Origin of the sequence: Pseudothermotoga lettingae TMO (assembly GCF_000017865.1) — a bacterium.
GTDB lineage: Bacteria > Thermotogota > Thermotogae > Thermotogales > DSM-5069 > Pseudothermotoga_B > Pseudothermotoga_B elfii.
On record NC_009828.1, the window covers coordinates 1,790,502 to 1,808,682 of the forward strand.

Genomic DNA, 18,181 nt, shown 5'->3' on the forward strand with positions numbered 1-18,181 from the left:
ATCACCTCGAGATAAAGAAGGCAGTCAATATACTGCTCACAAAAAATGCCACACTCAACCACAAGGTAATCTTTCCCGATGTATCGAGTCCTTTCTTTCTTCCAAACATGGTGTGAAGCGATCCTGAGCCAAAAGCACCTCCCAGCTCAGCAAATTTACTCATCTGCTGAAGAACCATGTAAATCAACGCAACGCTTATCAGTGAGTGAACTATTACCATGAAGACTTTCACCAGAGCACCTCCTTACGCTATATTATCACATTGAATATGCTGCTTGCTGCCCTGTGCTTAAAAGTTTTATAAGGAACGGTATACCACGCTTAAATATTAATCTTGGTGTTGAATATATTGAATAATACGCTTTGAAAAACAATTTTTTCAACTCATCCGGTGAAAATTTCGGATGTTGAAAAACTAAATTTGTGCCATCAAACATTGAGAGATCCTTCACTGTAATTTTTGATTTCAGTTTTTCATACAACTTAGTACCAGGATAAGGAGTCATTATTGAAAATTGCACAATTTCTGCTCCAAGTTTTTTTGCAAACTTTATAGTTTTTTTAATAGACTCTTTTGTGTCGTTTAATGCCCCCATGATAAAACTTGCAAAGAGGTCTATTTTGTATTTTTTCAGCAGTTTGGCAACATCAAATGCAATTGAGCTGGATAATTTTTTGTTATACTCCTGGAGAATTTCGTCTTCAGCACTTTCAAAACCAATAAACAGCATCTTGCAACCGGCCTTTGACATTGCTTCAACTAAGTCTTCTTTGCCAAGTAATTCATCAGCTCTGGAAAATGCCCACCAGCTGAAATTTAAATTCTCTTTGAGCATCTGCTCGCAAAGTTTTATTGTTCTTGTCTTATCGATAGTGAAATTGTCATCAAAAAATATGACAGAACCGTAATTCATTTTTTTCAAAATCTTCAGTTCCTCCACAACATTTTCAACGCTTCTCTTTCTGATTCGCATTCCCATAAATTGAGATGCACTGCAAAACTCACAATTGAATGGACATCCCCGAGAAGTTATAACGCTTGTTGCCATTTTTTTATCAAACATAGTTCTATAAGCAGTGAAGTTTTCTCTGTCGGGAAATGGAAGTAAATCAAGGTCTTCCACAAATTCCGGTTTTTTCGAAACAATCGTCCCATTTTCTATGTAACACAGGCCACTTAAATCGGGTTTTCTCTCGTTATTTTTAAGTGCTTCAAGAAGCTTTGGTAAAACAACTTCTCCTTCTCCAAGTACAACATAATCGCATATTCCATCAGTTAGGATCTTTTCATATTCAGCTGTGGCGTGAGGACCACCCATAACAGTTATTACACCTTGAGATTTAACCACCTGACAGATCTGTTTTGCAAGCGGGAATCTAACTGTATCGGTTGAGACACCTACTACATCGAAAGAAGAATAATCAAAATTTCTCCAATCAAATGGTTCAACGTTCATATCAATTACTCTGACAGAATGACCTATTTTTTTCAAAGTGGAGCTTATGTAAAAAAGCCCGAGAGGGGGATAAACTGCTCCCAATCGATAATAATAACCTTTGTTTGAGGGATTAACAAGAAGAATCCTCAAAATTTCACCTTCTTTCTGTACATAAAAAATTATACCTCAAATGGCTACTTTTCAAAATCTATAAAGAAAAAGGCAGCTATAGCTGCCTTCGGGTGGCGGCGGTGGGACTCGAACCCACGACATAGTGATTATGAATCACTCGCTCTGACCAGCTGAGCTACACCGCCACTGTTTTTATATAATATCATATCTCAGATTGACTTTCAAGATTCATCATAAACCAGCGCAGGAGATTTCATCTTCTTTAAGATGAAGAAAAGTGCGCTGATTCCTCCTTTCCAATATTAACGTCTTTGCTCTTTCAATAACCTTTAAGTCTTGATACTTTGTTGATGAGTGTATTTTTTCCCCACTCAATGTACGTATATCAAAATACCCAGAACTCCTCAAATCATAAATTGTGCCAATTTGATTTTTGTACCTCACTTTATCAAATCTTCTAAATCCTTTGACTTCTTTTATAGTGTTTCGTTTTCTGATGCTGCCTTTTAATATATTCGCTTTGTGTAATGACGTGTTTTGTCTTCTGAAATATTTCCCAAAGTACCATTCAGTAGCTCTGTTAATATCTTTGCTACAACCTGCTATTACAAATGCATCGTTTCTATGTGTTTTCTCTAATCCCATTTCTGTTCTTTTTGCTTTTGTGATACTGCCAAAAGTTATTTCAACATCGTATTGTTGTTTCAACCTGTTTACTATGTGCCATCCTATTGTCGAAACATGATTTGCATCTTTTGGTTTTCTATATCTTGTTTTTCCATATCTTCTGTTTCTTCTATATTCCCTTCTCTCTAAAAGTAATTTCTTAATGTCTTGTCGCAGTTCTACTTCAATGCTGAACAATTCTTGTTTGTCTGTTATGGCTGAAACACCGATTACTTTTGAGCCAATGTCTACCCCAACTGTAATAGGTTGCGTATAGGTCGTTGTGTCATACAGCAACTGAATTGTGAATGGTTCTCTTCTAACAACTTTTGCAAAACCTTGTTTTAGTAGTCTTCTTACTTTGCCATGTCTTTTTGTTGGCATTAATGGTTTATCGTCTTTTGACGATAACTCAGGGATTATCCCTGTAAGGTGCTCATCCTCAATGTTAGACAGGCTTGTTATGTCTGCCACTGTCCCTACCCCTCAGGACTGTTTAGACCTGCACGACAGAGCCTGGAACTTGAGCAGCATCCCAAGGTGTAACTGTCTAACGTAGCCACTTATGTGGCTGAGGGTAGTCAATCAGGGCTTTTTCAAGCCCCCGCCTCTATAGGCGGCGGGTAGTTGACTAACCAACCAGAATCACTATCAAATCATTCACATTTGTACCTGTTGGACCTGTGAAAACCAAGCTGTTTGCCAATCTGAGAGCATTGTAAGAATCGTTGTTTTTCAAAAATTCTTCCGGATCAAAACCATTCTCCCTGATCTTCCGGCATGTTTCACCATCAACAATTCCTCCGGCGGCATCTGTTGGCCCATCTGTTCCATCTGTCCCAACTGAACAGATCACAACATTTTTGAGTCCTTCTATGCCAATGGCAGCAGAAAAGGCAAGTTCCTGATTTCTGCCTCCTTTTCCAGAACCTTTCACATGAACAACAGTCTCTCCCCCCAAAATAACCGCAGAAGGTCTCTTAATAGGCCTCTCATTACTGAGTATTTCTCTGGCAATAGATGATATAAACCTACCGGCTTCTTTCGCTTCACAATCCAGAGAAGTCGTTAAAATCATAGAATTATATCCCATTTTTGAAGCGATTTCCGAGGCTTTTTCACAGGCAATTTTAACACTCCCAATTATGATTGTCTTCACATTCTTCAATTCTTTCGGTGTCTCATCCATAATCTCCTGAAGAATATTGTCTGGAACAACTACGTTATACTTTTTTAAAATATCAATCGCCTGTTCACTCGTAGTCATATCCGGATAAGCTGGCCCTGAAGCGATGCTATCAAGTCTGTCGCCGAGCACATCAGATAAAACAAGCGAGATTATTCTTGCTGGATAAACTTTCTGTGCAAACCGGCCACCTTTCACATCTGAAAGATGTTTTCTGATTGTGTTAATTTCAACGATATTTGCGCCACTTTTCAAAAGTTTTTCAGTGATCTGCTGAATTTCCTGTAAGGAAATATTCCCTTTTGGCTTTTCAAATAAAGCCGAACCGCCACCTGATACAAGAAATAAAACCGTATCTTGAGTCGACAACCCCTGAACAATTTTTAAAGCTCTTTCAGTTGCTCTAATTGTATTTTCATCAGGTACGGGATGAGCGGCTTCGTAAATCTCAATATCATCTATTTCACCTTCACTATGACCATATTTTGTTATAACAACACCCCTGGTGATCTTCTCACCAAGGGTGTCTTTTGCTGCTTTTGCCATACGCCAGGCAGCTTTCCCAATAGCAACAAGTATTATATTTCCTGACAAATTCAACTCACGAAGAGTTTTCGTCACAGCACTATCAGGAAGTAGATATTTTATTGTCTCATTTACTATTTTCAGAGCATCTTCTCTCAAAGTTACCACACCTCACAGGACAACTAAGCTTATGAGCCATACAATTACTGCAGCAGTGATACCCTCAATAAATGTTCCAAAAGTTTGGAGTTTATAACCTGTTTTCACATCCATTTTTGAAAACTGTGTTACAACCCAAAAATAACTGTCATTGGCATGTGAAACAACCATAGATCCGGCACCAATTGCAACAACTGCGAGAGCTTTTGCCACTGTTGAAGTCAGCCCAAGAGGCTCCATCAGTGGAGCAAGTAAGGATGCTGTTGTGATTATCGCGACAGTTGAAGAACCCTGTGCTGTTTTTATAGCAGCTGCAACAATGAATGGCAACCACATACCAAGATTCGCTTTTGCAAGGTTCTGGCCTATGACATTTGCTATACCAGAATTTTGAAGTACCTTGCCAAAAGCACCACCTGAAGCTGTTATAAGAATTATAATTCCCGCATTCAAAACAGCCTGACCAACCCATCCGCTCATTGAGAGCATCTCTTTATCCAGTTTTTTTGGCAACAAGAAGGCTATCAAAATGCCTATTACAAGGGCAGTTACAGGGTTACCTATGAATCCTATGAAATTTCTGAATCCACCATCACCAAACGGTTTTGTCGGAAAATCAGAGATGGATTTCAGAACGATCAAAATAATAGGAACAACTATGGGCATAAATGCGGAAGTAGCTGTTGGTGCTTCTTTCATTCTTTTGTTAATCTCTTCTTCTGTAAGCTCTGGGTCTGGGTCTATCTTGATCTTCGAACCAAATTTCATAGCAAAAAGCCATCCAACAAGCATTGCTGGTATCGACACGAGTAAACCCCACAGAATGACAACTCCAAGATCAGCATTGAGAATACCTGCTGCTGCAACTGGTCCGGGAGTTGGAGGTACCATTGTGTGCGTTGCATACAAACCAAGACTTAAGGCAATCGCACTGACAGCTAAACTCATACCAGCCCTTTTCGTGAGAGCTTTGTTCAGAGGATTGATAATAACAAAACCAGAATCACAGAAAACTGGAATAGAAACAATATATCCAATTATGCTCATGGCAAGTGGTACATTCTTTCTGCCTGTCAATTTTAAAACCGACTCAGCCATCGTGAATGCCCCACCAGATTTTTCCAAGAAAAATCCTATGATCGTACCTGCGACAATTACGATACCTATTGAGCTGACCGTTCCACCAAAACCTGCTGTGATAGAGGAGATGATATCTGCAAGTTTCATTCCGGAAAGTAGTCCATAGATAAAAGCTGCGAAAATTAGAGCAAGAAACGGGTGGAGTTTCCAGCGAACTGTGGAAACAACGATAAAAATGATCGTTAAAAGCAATAGAACTACTGACCAAACAGCCACATTCACACCTCCCCGAAAGATAAGAATGTGATTTTATTATAAGAAACTTATAGTAGATATGTCAAATCTAATTTTTCAGAACTCGTTTTTTCGATATAAAACTGCCTGTTTTTGATTTCAACAAGAGTTTCGAAGCAAAATAAGCTCCTATAAGGTTAAAAATAAGATCAAGCATCGTGTCATGCAAACTGGGTTGAGCATTCAAATGAAACAATTCATCAGCAATGAATTCAGCTATTTCCCAAAGAACACCTGCAAAATTAGCAAGCAAAAAAGCATTGAATATCGATCTTTTCTCTGCTTTCCAAAATTTTGAGTCAACTGACAAAGCATGATAAAAGAAAAATGCTATGCTGGCGGAACCGAGAAAATGCAACAATTTGTCCCACCACACGAGATCATAAAAATCAAAGAACTGCCCAAAAATAGAATGAAGTACTAACTGGATTTTCAAAAGCAGTTTGACACTGTGAGGTATTTCCTGGAATGTGATTTTTTCATAAATTTCCGGTGAGATACTGCCAAAGGCAAATATCAGATAGCCTATTGTTTTAACAATCCTGGCGTGCAAGAGGGAAAAAATCGCGGGAACGGTTAGAATCAAGGCTATGAAAACATCTACAGGTGTATAAGAAACTTCTGGTATAGCATGAGAATTGTTTTTCATTCTCTCACCCCCGTGTATTATTATATAAATGATGGTGTTCGACAAGCTGATATCCTGTTTTAAAGAACACTTTTATTTGTTAACATTTTTTGGAACGTTATTTGACAATTCTGGACTGCCAACATTTATAACGCTGGCAGGGTCCCTTGCAGGCATGAAAAAAGTGAACCAATACATTTCACTTTCAATTTCTTATCTTGCCTTGGTATGTGGAGATTTTCTTCTTTACGGTGCTGGAATATTTTTAAAAAATTTGCTGAAAAATTCAGAAAAACAACTTACACAATTTCTGAAAAAATTAATCGAGGCCAACTGTGAAATTTTCAAGCGTAACGAATGGCTTTTTTACCTTTTTTGTAAAATTATTGCATGGATCGGAAAAATCGCTCCTTTACTGGCAGCCTACAGTGGTAAAGATTTCTCTTGCATTATAAAATTCCTCTTCGGTGACCTCTGGTATTGTTTGACTTTTTTCTACGCCGCCTATGCAATGGGAACACTCGCAGAACACAAATTACCCTTTTTCATAATAAGTATTGCGATGTTTTTCCTTACCCTGTACGGTGCAAAATCAGCTTTGAGAAAATTTCTGAAAGAACATTGATTGAGTTTTTCATACAATGTAACGATATCATGGCGTTAATATTTTTTCTTCACTCTCACGAATTTTGCTGCACCTGTCATGTTATTATATAAACAACGCAGGCAGGAAAGACCTGTCATTTTGGGAGGAATCAGAATGTTCAAAGGTACAGTTAAGTGGTTCGATTCAAAGAAAGGCTACGGATTTATTACAAAAGAAGGTGGAGAAGACGTATTTGTACATTTTTCAGCGATCAAAACAGATGGATTCAAAACGCTGAGAGAAGGTCAGGAAGTTGAGTTTGAAGTTCAGCAGGGAAATAAAGGACCTCAAGCGGTCAATGTAACTCCCATAAATTGAATCGAACAAAAAAATCAAAAGCGGAGCATTTGCTCCGCTTTTTTAATTTATAACAGGGTAGCTATCATAAGAGCCTTTATTGTGTGTTTTCTGTTCTCTGCTTCATCCCACACCCGGCTCTGCTTACCTTCTATAACATCAAAAGTGACCTCCTGGCCTTTTACAGCTGGCAGGCAGTGCAAAAATATTGTATCTTTTTTGCCTGTTTTTCTCATCAATACTTCATTGACCTGATAAGGCCTCAGCAATCTCTCGCGTTCCTGCTGCTTGCTTTCTTCTCCCATTGATGCCCAAACATCTGTGTATATAACATCAGCACCATCAACAGCTTTCTCAGGATCATCTATCACTTCAATCTTTGAATCTGTTTCTTTCGCAATAGTAAGACATGTTTGCATGAGGTTTTCATCGGGTCTCAGCTCTGCGGGAGAACATACTACGTAATGCATCCCCATCTTTGCACAGCCAATCATCAGAGAATTTGCCATATTATTTCTTCCATCTCCCATAAAAACGAGCTTGATACCCTTCAATTTGCCAAAAACTTCCTGGGTAGTCATGAGATCAGCAAGAACTTGAGTAGGATGATAAACATCTGTTAAACCGTTATAAACCGGAACACCGGAATATTTTGCAAGTGTTTCAACTGTTTCCTGTTTGTATCCTCTAAACATTATTGCATCGACCATTCTACCAAGAACTCTTGCTGTATCCTCAATAGATTCCTTTGCACCAAGCTGTATATCTTGAATTGACAGAAAAATCGGATGTCCTCCCTCTTCGGCAAAAGCGGTTTCAAAAGCCATTCTTGTTCTGGTTGAGCGTTTTTCAAATATCATTGCGAGAGTTTTTCCAGCGAATCTTTTATGAACTATCCTTGCCCTGCTTTCACGTTTAACCTGAGCTGACAGATCAAGTAAAAAACTAATTTCCTCAGGCGTATACTCGAGTAACGTCAATAAAGATCTTCCTGTCAAATTAATCGCCATTCACTCGACCCTCCTTTTATTCATGAAAGATGGCTATTTCCTCTAATGATTTTCTACCACGGTCTTTTCTTGGTTCACCGGCATACCCTATGGGTATCATGGCAACACACCTCTGGTTAGCTGAAAGTTGTAGAATCTCCCCTACTTTTTGTTCGTTAAATGCGCCAACCCAGCAGGTATCCAGCCCAAAGCCTCTTGCAATGAGAAGTATATAAGTTGCCAGTGCGGCCGTATCTTGAATGCAGTACAGAGACCTACCTCTTTCTCCATATTTTGAAGCACTTTCGTCAGGAACGGCGATTACGCATATTACCCATGGAGCTTCCAAAAGCAAAGTTTGCCCACCTGCTGCTTCTGAAAGTTGCTTTCTAATAGCTGGATTTTGAACCACATGTAATCTCCACGGTTGTCTATTTCCTGCACTCGGCGCATTGAGAGATAGACGTAATATCTGCATAATTGTTTCCTTTGGTATACTTTTTGGCTCATAATGCCTGATGCTTCTCCTTGATTTGATAGCTTCAAACAAATCCAAATTTTTCACCCCCTTAAAGCTCTGTTATTTCTTCAATTTTCGGTCCAGTTGAAATATAAGCAAATTTCAAACCAAGCTCTCTTTCTATCTTATAGATAAAATCGTCGAATTCTTTTGAATGCAGAGATTTCCATCCTTTTATCTCTTCATAAACAGGCTCTATCTCCGTCAGATGCGCTGTATTGTTAATCTGTGTATAAAATTTGCCTCCTATCTTATAACCCATACAAATGGGAATTTTTTCGAACCCTGAAAGTATATCTGCTTTTGTCATAATCAGTGCATTGCACGCACTTGTTTCAATTGCATATTTTATCAGAACAAGATCAAGCCAGCCGCACCTTCTTGGCCTTCTTGTTGTTGCACCATACTCAGAACCAAGTCTTCTGAGGTTTTCTCCAACCTCGTCTTTAAGCTCAGTAGGAAAGGGCCCTTCGCCAACACGAGTTGTGTAAGCCTTCATCACCCCAAATATTTTGTCTACCTGCACCGGATAGCCAAACCCTGGTTGAATGCCTGTGGTTGAGCAATTTGTTGAAGTTACATACGGGTAAGTCCCCATATCAACATCAAGCAAAACGCCCTGAGTACCTTCAAATAACAGATCTTTCTCCTTCAAAACTCTGACAGCTTCTGAACTATCAATCAAAAGATCTCTAATTTTGTTGTATTTTTCAATTAAACTATCGAGAATCATTTTCACATCAAACTTAATACTCCAAGTCCTCGAAATTTCATTCAAAAAACTTTCTGCCCTTGCTGGTGTTTCAAAGTCTTCCAATCTCAATCCACATCTCATGGCACGGTTGGCATAAGAAATTCCTATTCCCCTTCGAGTAGTGCCAATTTGATTTGCACGCGAACTGTCAATTTTTTCGTCCAGATCTCTGTAAATTGGAATCACAACATGAGCTTGTTTTGATATCCTAAGTAGAGACCTTGACTCAGGTATTAAATTGTTAATTTGATCAATCTCTTCGAGAAGAACATCTAAATCAACAACAACTCCCGGGCCAATGTACATCATTTTCTGTTTTTTTATATCGGCAGATGGGAGTAAATGATGAACCATCTTGAAATTGCCGTAATCTACTGTGTGACCCGCATTGCTCCCTCCTGAATATCTCACAACGCAATCATATCTTCTCGATAGATACGTAACAACCTTTCCTTTCCCTTCATCGCCCCATTGGAGCCCTATAACAGCTGCTTTCAACAAAATCACTCTCCTTTAAATCTTTTATAGATCTCATCAACGTGTTTGATATAGTACTGTGAATCAAAAATATTTTCTATTTCTTCTTCGCTCAGAACAGTTATATTTTTCAAAGAAAGATCCTTCAGACTTTCACCGGTTTGCCAGCACCTTAGAGACAGATTTTGAACCAGATCGTATGCTTCGTTACGAGACATACCTTTTTTTATCAGTTCGAGCATTAACCTCTGAGAATAGATAAGACCACGAGTTAAATCCAAATTTTTCAGCATATTTTCTTCATACACAACCAAACCTTTTAAAAGATAATCAGTTTTTACCAGCATATAATGCAAAGTTTGAGTGGCATCTGGAAAGATATACCTTTCCGCCGAAGAATGAGAAATATCCCTCTCATGCCAGAGGACATTATTTTCAAGAGCAGTGTAAACGAAAGATCGCATAATTCTCGACAAACCACAGAGCCTTTCACATAAAATAGGGTTTTTCTTGTGAGGCATAGCACTCGATCCTTTCTGCCCACTTTTGAAAGGTTCCTGAGCTTCAAGTACTTCGGTTTTTTGAAGATGCCTTATTTCTGTGGCTATTCTCTCTATTGCGCTGGCTACAAGAGCTAACACCGTGATAAAGAAAGCATGATGATCTCTGTTTACAATCTGGCTTGATACAGGAGATGGTTTTAAATTTAGTTTCCGTAAAGCAAGTTCTTCTACTTCTGGTGGGACATTTGCGTAGTTTCCGACAGCTCCACTTATTTTGCCAAACGCAATCTGTTCTCTGGCGAAAAGTAATCTCTCATAGTTTCTTTTCATTTCCGAATACCAGTTGAGAATTTTTAAACCAAAAGTTGTTGGCTCCGCATGAATTCCATGTGTTCTACCTATGGTTAAAGTGTATTTATAAGTTATGGATAAATCCCACAACGTTTTCAAAAGTTTTTTCATCTGATCAAGAAGGATGTTGCAACTTTCCACAAGTGTTACAGACAAAGCTGTGTCAATCACGTCCGAAGAGGTTAAACCATAATGGAAGAAACGAGCTTCTTTACCCATACGACTGGTTGCCATCTTAACAAAAGCTATAACCTCATGGTCAGTTTGCTCTTCGTATTCTTTAAAAAGATTCAAATCTATCAATGCATTTTTCTCTGCTGAACCTGAGCTTCCTGCTGGAATTATCCCAAGCTCTTCATAAGCACTCATAACCGCAAGTTCAACTTCAAGCCATCTTTTAAGAGTCCTCTCCTGATTCCATATCTCTTTCATTGGAGAGAGGGCATATCTTTCCACCACAGGCTTTCCTCCTCTCAAACAGATCACGCACACCTATCAGTAAAACCGCCAGAAATACTATCCATGCATTATTGGAAAGTTTATCTTTCGCAAGCTGAACTAACCCGAATCCTGTGAGTCCCCAGAAACCTGCCCATACAAAATACCAGATTTTTGAGAGAAAAAACAGATCATATAAAATACTCAAAGCAAGCGAAAGGTAAAATGGCATGATTGAAACAGCAGGTGACCCTCTCAATTTTGGTAGCATTATTGCAGCAATAGTGAGTATAAGCGTTATTGTATGTAAAATATCCGCTTTTCTTGTTTTCTTAAAGACAAAGTAAATAGATGTCGGTATCAAAAAAGCCGCAGAGAGAACAATCTGCCATTCCTCAAATTTCAGTACAAACTGAAAAATAATAGCAGCTACAGAAAAAAGAATCTTTGCCACGAGCATCACATCTTTTCTGGAGCATTTACACCAAGCAATGACAAACCTTTTTTCAAAACCAATTTTGCTGCATAAGAAAGATTCAAGCGGGCATTTGATAATTTCATATTTTTCGGATCAACAATAAGACATTTTGTATAAAAACTATGAAAATCATACGCGAGTTGTTCAAGGTACTGGGTGAGTTTATTTGGTGAAAGGGTTCGTGCTGCATCTTTTAAGGCATCCTCAAAACCATCAATTCTGAGAATCAAATCTGTTTCTACTTTGTCATTCAATAAATCAAGGTCTTTACCTTTTTCGAAAGAAACAGATTTTGCTTTTGCCTGTTCAAAAAGACTACATATTCTTGCATGAGCATACTGGACATAATAAACTGGATTATCTGAAGACTGCTGTTTTGCAAGGTTCAAATCAAACACCATATGTGTATTTGGATCTATCATCGCAAAAAAGTATCTTGTAGCATCTGCCCCAGCCTCTTCTACAAGCTCTTTGAGGGTAACGAAATTTCCAGATCTCGTTGACATCCTGACAATTTCATCACCACGTTTGAGAGTCACAAACTGATGCAAAATCACGTTCAAAAATCCATCCTCGACACCAAGTGCCCTCATAGCTGCTTTCATTCTTGGAACGTGACCGTGATGATCGCTTCCCCATATATCGTAAACTTTCGAAAATCCTCTTTTGTGTTTCTTATAATGATATGCTATATCAGTCAGAAAATATGTGAAAGTTCCATCTTTTCTTATCAAAACTTTGTCTTCTTCATCCACAAATTCTGAAACCTTGAACCATAACGCACCATCTTTACGATAAACATAACTGTTTTTTTCCAGAATTTCCAGAACTTCGTCAACTGTGCCATCATCAATTAACGATTTCTCAGAAAAATAAATATCAAACGAGCAATTAAGCAACCTCAGATCAGATTTCATATCTGCCAGTATGCTATCAACAGCGTATTTCTGAAAGAAACCTTCAATTTCATTATTCCATTTCATTTTGAACTTCTCTTCAACTTCTTCTACAAGCTTTTTTGCTATTTCTATCAGATATTCGCCGTGGTAACCGTCCTCAGGAATATCAATTTCTTCCACTCCAAGAACCTGGTTATATCTAACCCACAAAGATTTTGCTAATAATCTGATCTGCCTGCCCGCATCGTTTATATACATTTCCCGGATTACATCATACCCAAGCGCTTTAAAAACATTTGAAAGTATATCTCCAATAACAATTTGCCTGCCATGCCCAACGGTAAATGGGCCCGTTGGATTCGCGCTACCATATTCAAACTGGATCTTCTCCTGCCCTGATTTTTCTACAGGATAATCATCTTTTTCTACTATTGTTTCAATTATCTTTATCAATGTTGATTTTCTCACAACGAAATTTAAAAAACCCGGCTTTGCAACCTGTACAGATTCAAACAATTCACTTTGTTTTAGAATATCCTTCAGAGATTCAGCAAGCTGCATGGGCGGTTTTTTAGCATATCGGGAACCAACCAGAGCGGCATTTGTCGCAAAATCTCCAAAATTTTCAGGAGCCACATCAACTTCAAAGGAATAAAGCTGCCCAACTACTTTCTCAATTGCACCCAAAAGTTCCTTCTTTATCGCTTCTTTAAGCAAAAAGATCACCTCACAATGTTTTGTCACGATTCATTTTATTGGTGACGCTTGTTATTATCTCAATATCACCATCAGAATCGCCAACAATGATTGCATAAAACAGTTCAGCTTTTCTTTGAAAACCGTATTTTCTCTTGCCGTTGACTTTCTCTACAACAGGCCTCCACGAACCACAGTTTATATAAAATTTGTTCTGCCCATTATGAGGAACTATTCTCAAGCAATTATGATGGATATGTCCAAACACAACGCCATTTAGCTCATCTATTTGAATTTCTTTATCACAATAACCGAGCAAATCCTGCCTGGTCAGCTTCTTTTTACCCCTGAGCATGTTTTTGGCAGTTTTATAAAGATAGTCAGTTTTTCTTAAATTTCTGAGTGTCATAGTTGATCTAACCAGAAAAGAACCAAGACTCATTCCGCCCATTTTGTTGAGAAATATTTTTGAAAAACAATGCATGATCGGAAAATTTTTTTTCATCCAGAAACGAGCTTCGGCAGTTCTCATCATTTGCAAAAATGTGCTAACCCACAGCTCAAGTATATCCACGCCCAGATCATAAACCTCAACAGCCCTATCGAACCAATGAAAGACATCAAGAATTGGTCGCACATTGTCGTAATCCCTTGTTATCTCTGCAGGTACAAGCGATCGCACATGCTCGTCAAAATGAAACATCATATATCTTGAAATATAATCTCCGAGTGGCGGCACAAGCATTTGATTTTTTTTATCATAGCCGAATTTGTTTATAATATCAAATTGATTACCGTGTATTGCCAGTATTTTCGTATCCTGATCATAATAAAACGGTACTATTTCCACATTTAATAACTCGCAAAGCCTTTCTTGAATTGCTTTGTTGGATAGCAGATAATAGTCATGGTTGCCAACAACATAGTGAATTTTGTGATTTTTTGAGAAATCTCTGAAAGCTTTAAAAACTACAGGATGCCTTTTTGCTATGTCATCTATAACAGATTCATCGAGTTTTTCTCCAAGTTCCTCAAATGAAATCAACCCCAAACTTTTCACAGCATGGCTTTCAAGTATTTCTATTCCATCTCCCACAAGAATAATTTCTGCATCTGAGTGCTGAGAGAAATCGTATATCAAATTTGCAAGTTCAGCATCGAATTCAAAATCGTCTTTTGCCGACCCATCTCCTATATGTAGATCACTCAAAAAAAGCCTCTTCACAGATCCTCTTCCTTCACTTTTTCATATTTTTGAACGATATAATTATTCAGAAATTCATTTCCAAGTTGAGATTATACACCGTTAGTATATTGCATAAATTCATTTTGAAGACAAAGCCAAGCGAAAGAAAAATCTTTTTAACGGAGGGCTTTTATGGAAAATTCAAAAAGTCTTACGAAATATCTGTTCAGATATTTTTGGGTACTGGCAGTTGTCTTTGCAATCTCTTTGAGTATTTCCAATATCATATTCGATGAATATTATAAATCTAAAATCGTGAAGAATTTTTGCTTATCGGTTTATAACACAACCATGGAATCACTGGATCAGTGGGGCGAACTATTTGAAGAACTGTATTTTTTAACCAGAGACGAACTCAGTCAGATTCTTGATGAAATGTATTCATTTCTCAAGAAATCAAGCCCAACCGACCAGGAAATTTCCCAGAAATTGCATTCTTTACTGAAAAACAGAAAAGATAAAGTCAACTGGTATATAATCAATCAATCTGGTATCATTGAAAGAACAGATTACGCTACCGATCTTGGCATTGACATATCGGAAAAAAAGGATTACTGGAAGGTCATTTCTGGGCTGAAACCATCAGAAAAACACTTTGACCCATTAACTTTTGAGATCAAAACAAACAATCCAAGGTTATTTACCTATATAAAGCTTCCAAATGAATATTTATTTGAAATAGGCATCACAATTGAGAAAAAACCATTTGAAAAACTCTTAGAGAACATTGAATTTCGGAAAAAACAGGTTTTATTTCTGAAAGAAATCTCTATTTTCAATACAAGCCTTGCTCCTATTTCACCTTATTTCAATTTAACAGGCACAGACAAAAAGTTATTTAATGAAATTGATTCACAATCTTTCATCATATATAACGCTGGAAAATGGCTACACAATATCTACAGCAAGTGGCATCCCGGAAATTTGCCTTTTGATTTTTATCTAAAAATCCAGATAGATCTTTCCATTTTTGGGAAACTCAAAAATCTCATATTCTGGACATTCAACCTGATTATCTTGCTTCTCTCGACAGTGTCTATTTTGTCCACCTATGCCCTAAGCAGAGGAATTCAAAAGTCGTTGAAAATCCTTTTTGATCACGTTAAGCACAATTCAAAAATTTCCAAAAAAACCGGGGTAATAGAAATAGATCAATTAATCGACAGATATGATAGCCTTATCAAACAGCTCAACGAACAATTGGAAGAAAAAGAAAAGTTTACAGGACTATTGTCAAAAGAAATTTCACAGAAAAACAAACTCCAAAAGAGATTGGAAAAACTTGCATTGACAGACGAACTAACCGGTGTTTATAATAGATACGCTGCACTGAAGATACTTTCTGCTTATCTGAAAACAAATCGCTTCAAGATAACAATTTGCTATTTTGATATTGATCATTTGAAGCTGATCAATGATTCTATAGGCCATAGTGCTGGAGATAATCTGCTGAAATTTGTTGTTGAAGTGGTAAAAAGATGTGTAAGAAAATCAGATAAGATTGCCAGAATCGGCGGCGATGAATTTTTAATAGTTTTTCCAAATTCTTCTGAAAAAGAAGTTAAGTTTATTATGGAAAGAGTGAATAGCAGTCTAAACAACGAAAAACCCGATGAATTCAAGTCATTTGAAGTTTCTATAAGTTATGGATTAATAGAGTTAGAACCGAATTCATCCTTAGACATAGATGATATTTTGAAGATCGCAGATAAAAAAATGTATCAGAACAAGAGATCAAAGAAAAAGTAGGGGTTGACCCCCTACTCACTTCTAAATTTTGCAAGACTTTCAACAAGAAGTTGAGACATTTCTTTCAACTGCTTGCTTGCCTCACTTACCTTCTGGGCTCCTTCTGTTTGCTGTTTAACATAATGAACCATACTCTCTATCTGTTGAGCAATTGTGGTTACTGCCTTGGTAGCATTATCCATGGCACTTGCCATTTCCTCCGTAGCCGCGCTTTGCTCTTGAGCACTCGCCGCAGTTGACTCCACCATGCTTCCCATTGATTCAACTTCCGTAAGGATATCCTTCAATCTCTCTCCAACCACAACGGCCTGCTTGGCTGCTTCCTCGACTACTTCAGCGGTTTGATTGGTTTGATAATCAGCATCTTTTGCACTTTGCTGAATTTTTCTCAAAATATTTGCTATATTCTCGGTAGCTGATTTGCTCTGCTCAGCAAGTTTTCGTATCTCGTCTGCAACTACGGCAAAACCTTTACCGGCTTCCCCGGCCCTTGCAGCTTCTATAGCAGCATTCAAAGCAAGAAGATTTGTCTGTTCTGCTATCGAGTTTATGGTTTCAACAATCGTGGCAATGTTTTTTGCGTCTTCAGTCAAACCTCCAACGGTTTTTGTTGTTAAATCGGCTCTCTCTTTTGCCTTGTTGACAATTTCAATTATTTTTTCTATTGACTCTTCGCCTTCCTTTGCTGCATCGGTAACTTTCTCGGCTCGTTCACTGAGTTGCTGAGTGGATTTAGAAACATTCTGGGCACTTGCAGCAACTTCTTCAACACCTGAGCTAACCTGCTGAATTGAAGCAGAAGCATTTTGAACATTTGTGTTTATTTCCTCAGCTTGCGTGGAAAGTTTCTCTGCTATTTCACGGCTGTTCCTCGCTATCTGTTCAAGATCGGACGCATAAGTATCAACGGTTTGCGCAGATTCCTTGACAGATCTCAAAGATTCTCTCAGAGAATCGGCCATCGAATTTAATGCCTTTGCCATGTTCGCAATCTCATCTTTTCCGTGTATCTCAAATTGGGTAATTAAATCTCCACTACCGAATTTTTCAACACTGCTCGCCAGATTTCTGATAGGTCTTGATATGGTATTTCCAACCAGAAATGAAATCAAAACAACGATTCCAACTATTACCAGCAGAACTATGATAACCACTCTCAAAAGTGTGTTTGTACGAGCCATCAAATCGGCCTCAGGTATGGTCATACCAAGAGTCCACCCCGGGCTGCCAGTAATTGGTGTGAAAAACACGAAACTCTTTGTTTTATCAGGCATTGTAATCTGGCCAAAACCATTTTCTCCGTTCACCATCTTTTCCCCAAGCGTATCCAGATTGGTGTATCCTTCTTTCGAACTCGTAAGAACGTTGAGTTTTAACACTACGCTATCATCAGGATGAGCCAGCACAAGCCCATGCGAGTCAACTATCCATCCATAACCGACATTTCCCATTTTTATTCCAGCAGTCATCTGTGAAAGCTTTTCAAGCGGGATAGTTGCACCAAAAACTCCGGCGACGTTTCCATAACTATCTATAACTTTATGCGCTATCACAAAAACATACCTCTTAGAAAGAGGAGATAGATGTACATCACCCACGAATGTATATTGATCATCTCTCATCAGGTTTTTAAAAAATTCCCGATCAGATCCCTCAAGAGAAACTATACTTGCTCCATCGGTTTCCCACATTTGCCCATTGCTATCTGTAATAAAATAAGTATCAAAAACTTCCTTTCGGTCCTTCACTTTCTCTGATAATTGTTCTGCCACCCAGTAAGCAGCTGTTGAAAGAAAATCCATCGTTCCACTCTGTGCGATTGCTTTAAGCTCAAGAGTCCTTCCATTGAGCCATTCGTTTATCATCGTTGCATTCCCTTTAACAACTTCATTGCTTAATTCCTGGGTGAGTGGCAAAACCGTATTTCTTGTTTGTGTAAAAATAAAGATTCCTAAAATAACAAGTAATGCTATCGTGCTTGAAAGAAACCAAAATAAAATCCTCGACTTTATAGATTTCACCAAAAATC

General features: G+C 38.1%; 17 protein-coding genes and 1 tRNA gene. 3 read left to right on the forward strand and 15 right to left on the reverse strand.

The window, feature by feature from the left end:
- Position 1: 1 nt before the first annotated feature.
- From secG to TLET_RS08870, 7 genes are all read right to left on the reverse strand, one after another.
- Entirely contained in the window at positions 2–232 is a 231-nt protein-coding gene (gene secG / locus TLET_RS08840) for a preprotein translocase subunit SecG (protein WP_012003751.1), read from the reverse strand.
- A 25-nt stretch (positions 233–257) separates the two neighbouring features.
- Complete coding sequence (locus tag TLET_RS08845) at positions 258–1,589, reverse strand: B12-binding domain-containing radical SAM protein (RefSeq protein WP_012003752.1); 1,332 nt, start codon at positions 1,587–1,589, stop codon at positions 258–260.
- 93 nt (positions 1,590–1,682) lie between these two features.
- A tRNA-Met gene (locus tag TLET_RS08850) sits at positions 1,683–1,756 on the reverse strand.
- Between the two features lie 46 nt (positions 1,757–1,802).
- Positions 1,803–2,711 carry an RRXRR domain-containing protein gene (locus TLET_RS08855; protein WP_012003753.1) on the reverse strand — a complete coding sequence of 303 codons (909 nt, stop codon included), beginning with the start codon at positions 2,709–2,711 and terminating at the stop codon, positions 1,803–1,805.
- 157 nt (positions 2,712–2,868) lie between these two features.
- Positions 2,869–4,107 carry a glycerate kinase type-2 family protein gene (locus TLET_RS08860; protein ID WP_012003754.1) on the reverse strand — a complete coding sequence of 413 codons (1,239 nt, stop codon included), beginning with the start codon at positions 4,105–4,107 and terminating at the stop codon, positions 2,869–2,871.
- A 12-nt stretch (positions 4,108–4,119) separates the two neighbouring features.
- Positions 4,120–5,463 (reverse strand): GntP family permease, encoded by a 1,344-nt coding sequence (locus TLET_RS08865; protein WP_041428457.1) that lies wholly within the window; start codon positions 5,461–5,463, stop codon positions 4,120–4,122.
- Positions 5,464–5,530: 67 nt separating this feature from the next.
- Complete coding sequence (locus tag TLET_RS08870; protein WP_012003756.1) at positions 5,531–6,130, reverse strand: hypothetical protein; 600 nt, start codon at positions 6,128–6,130, stop codon at positions 5,531–5,533.
- A 154-nt stretch (positions 6,131–6,284) separates the two neighbouring features.
- Between TLET_RS08870 and TLET_RS08875 the strand changes: the two genes are divergently transcribed.
- Both TLET_RS08875 and TLET_RS08880 read left to right on the forward strand, forming a co-directional pair.
- Entirely contained in the window at positions 6,285–6,734 is a 450-nt protein-coding gene (locus TLET_RS08875) for a hypothetical protein (protein ID WP_012003757.1), read from the forward strand.
- 135 nt (positions 6,735–6,869) lie between these two features.
- Positions 6,870–7,073 carry a cold-shock protein gene (locus TLET_RS08880; RefSeq protein ID WP_012003758.1) on the forward strand — a complete coding sequence of 68 codons (204 nt, stop codon included), beginning with the start codon at positions 6,870–6,872 and terminating at the stop codon, positions 7,071–7,073.
- Between the two features lie 47 nt (positions 7,074–7,120).
- On the opposite strand, the gene argF is transcribed toward TLET_RS08880, so the two are convergent.
- The 7 genes from argF to TLET_RS08915 are packed head-to-tail and all read right to left on the reverse strand — an operon-like array spanning position 7,121 to position 14,382.
- Positions 7,121–8,062 (reverse strand): ornithine carbamoyltransferase, encoded by a 942-nt coding sequence (gene argF, locus TLET_RS08885; RefSeq protein WP_012003759.1) that lies wholly within the window; start codon positions 8,060–8,062, stop codon positions 7,121–7,123.
- Positions 8,063–8,078: 16 nt separating this feature from the next.
- Positions 8,079–8,597 carry a nitroreductase family protein gene (locus tag TLET_RS08890; RefSeq protein WP_012003760.1) on the reverse strand — a complete coding sequence of 173 codons (519 nt, stop codon included), beginning with the start codon at positions 8,595–8,597 and terminating at the stop codon, positions 8,079–8,081.
- A 13-nt stretch (positions 8,598–8,610) separates the two neighbouring features.
- Positions 8,611–9,813 (reverse strand): adenylosuccinate synthase, encoded by a 1,203-nt coding sequence (locus tag TLET_RS08895; protein WP_041428640.1) that lies wholly within the window; start codon positions 9,811–9,813, stop codon positions 8,611–8,613.
- 5 nt (positions 9,814–9,818) lie between these two features.
- Complete coding sequence (gene purB / locus TLET_RS08900) at positions 9,819–11,105, reverse strand: adenylosuccinate lyase (protein ID WP_012003762.1); 1,287 nt, start codon at positions 11,103–11,105, stop codon at positions 9,819–9,821.
- Positions 11,044–11,538 (reverse strand): hypothetical protein, encoded by a 495-nt coding sequence (locus TLET_RS08905; protein ID WP_148202155.1) that lies wholly within the window; start codon positions 11,536–11,538, stop codon positions 11,044–11,046. Before TLET_RS08905 ends, purB begins: the two co-directional genes overlap by 62 nt.
- A 5-nt stretch (positions 11,539–11,543) precedes the next feature.
- Positions 11,544–13,178: an arginine--tRNA ligase gene (gene argS / locus TLET_RS08910; RefSeq protein ID WP_041428461.1), complete on the reverse strand. Its 1,635-nt coding sequence runs from the start codon at positions 13,176–13,178 to the stop codon at positions 11,544–11,546.
- A 10-nt stretch (positions 13,179–13,188) separates the two neighbouring features.
- Entirely contained in the window at positions 13,189–14,382 is a 1,194-nt protein-coding gene (locus TLET_RS08915; protein ID WP_012003765.1) for a metallophosphoesterase family protein, read from the reverse strand.
- 153 nt (positions 14,383–14,535) lie between these two features.
- Between TLET_RS08915 and TLET_RS10715 the strand changes: the two genes are divergently transcribed.
- A complete protein-coding gene (locus tag TLET_RS10715) occupies positions 14,536–16,152 on the forward strand; it encodes a sensor domain-containing diguanylate cyclase (protein ID WP_012003766.1) in 1,617 nt (538 codons plus the stop codon).
- An 11-nt stretch (positions 16,153–16,163) separates the two neighbouring features.
- Here TLET_RS10715 and TLET_RS08925 read toward each other — a convergent pair whose 3' ends face one another.
- Positions 16,164–18,173, reverse strand: coding sequence for a methyl-accepting chemotaxis protein (locus TLET_RS08925; RefSeq protein WP_041428463.1), 2,010 nt, complete (start codon positions 18,171–18,173; stop codon positions 16,164–16,166).
- Between the last annotated feature and the right edge of the window lie 8 nt (positions 18,174–18,181).